Origin of the sequence: Acinetobacter sp. TY2, from assembly GCF_046269225.1 — a bacterium.
Classification (GTDB): domain Bacteria; phylum Pseudomonadota; class Gammaproteobacteria; order Pseudomonadales; family Moraxellaceae; genus Acinetobacter.
Genome location: NZ_JBJZOR010000064.1, coordinates 1 through 1,384 on the forward strand (window position 1 = coordinate 1; position 1,384 = coordinate 1,384).

At 39.4% G+C, this 1,384-nt stretch carries 1 protein-coding gene and 1 pseudogene; one reads left to right on the forward strand and one right to left on the reverse strand.

Going from position 1 to position 1,384, the window contains the following annotated elements:
* Positions 1–76: pseudogene (locus tag ACK1JC_RS16995) on the reverse strand (IS6 family transposase); the annotation flags it as partial.
* A gap of 36 nt (positions 77–112) precedes the next feature.
* Here ACK1JC_RS16995 and ACK1JC_RS17000 point away from each other — a divergent pair.
* Positions 113–1,171, forward strand: coding sequence for a 2,3-butanediol dehydrogenase (locus ACK1JC_RS17000; RefSeq protein WP_004281883.1), 1,059 nt, complete (start codon positions 113–115; stop codon positions 1,169–1,171).
* Positions 1,172–1,384: the final 213 nt, after the last annotated feature.

Sequence of the window (1,384 nt, forward strand, 5' to 3'; positions counted from 1 at the left end):
GTGGAATTTGCCACTTCTTCACATTATTTAAAATTTTTCCAAGAAAACAATATGCTGATTTGGTATTACGTCTAGAATGGTTTACCGTTAACATCAATATAAGGAATATAAAATGAAAGCAGCTCGTTTTTATGACCGAGGGGATATTCGAATTGAAGATATCCCTGAACCGAAAGTACTTCCAGGCACAGTTGGAATTCAAGTTGCGTGGTGTGGTATTTGCGGTACAGATTTACATGAATTCATGGAAGGTCCTATTTTTATTCCACCTTGTGGTCACCCACACCCAATTTCGGGAGAATCTGCACCTGTAACAATGGGACATGAATTTTCAGGCGTGGTTTATGCAGTTGGAGAGGGTGTAGATGATATCCAAATTGGGCAACATGTCGTAGTTGAACCCTACATCATTGCTGACGATGTGCCGACTGGCCCCAATGATAAGTATCATTTATCAAAAAATATGAACTTTATTGGTTTAGGCGGACGCGGTGGTGGTCTTTCTGAAAAAATTGCAGTTCAGCGGCGTTGGGTACATCCTATTTCAAATGATATTCCTTTAGACCAAGCAGCATTGATAGAACCTTTATCTGTCGGTCATCATGCCTATGTCAGAAGTGGCGCAAAAGCTGGCGATATCGCACTGGTTGGTGGAGCAGGCCCAATAGGCTTACTTTTATCTGCTATTTTAAAGGCTAAAGGTCTCACGGTCATCATTACTGAACTGAGTGCAAAACGTAAAGAAAAAGCGATAGAAGCGGGTGTTGCCGATTATGTACTAGACCCATCTAAGGTTGATGTAGTTGCTGAGGTAATGAAAATTACAGAAGACCGCGGTGTAGATGTCGCTTTTGAATGTAGTAGTGTCAATAAAGTCATGGATACACTCGTTGCAGCAATGAAACCAACTGGTGTAGTCGTTATCGTTTCTATTTGGAGCCATCCTGCCACAATTAATGTGCATAGTGTGGTGATGAAAGAGCTAGATATTCGTGGCACGATTGCTTATGTAAATGATCATCAGGAAACTATCCGTTTGGTTGAGCAAGGTAAGATTAATCTAGAACCTTTTATTACCCAACGGATTGCATTAGATGATCTTGTTTCTAAAGGCTTTGAAACATTGATTCATAATAATGAGTCTGCTGTAAAAATTATTGTTCATCCGTAGTAACGCCTAATTTGAACGACTAATTTGAATAAACTAGAAATAAACTCTATGTAGCTATTTCTAATATCTTTATAGATAGGGAATGAGTCTGTACGTACAGATTCATTCTCAAATTTACGGCACTGTTGCAAATAGAGATTTGAGTCGATGATGTTCCCTTTAAAAAGTGCTTAGAGACCGAAAACCCTGTTGATTAGACACACTTCACCCTGA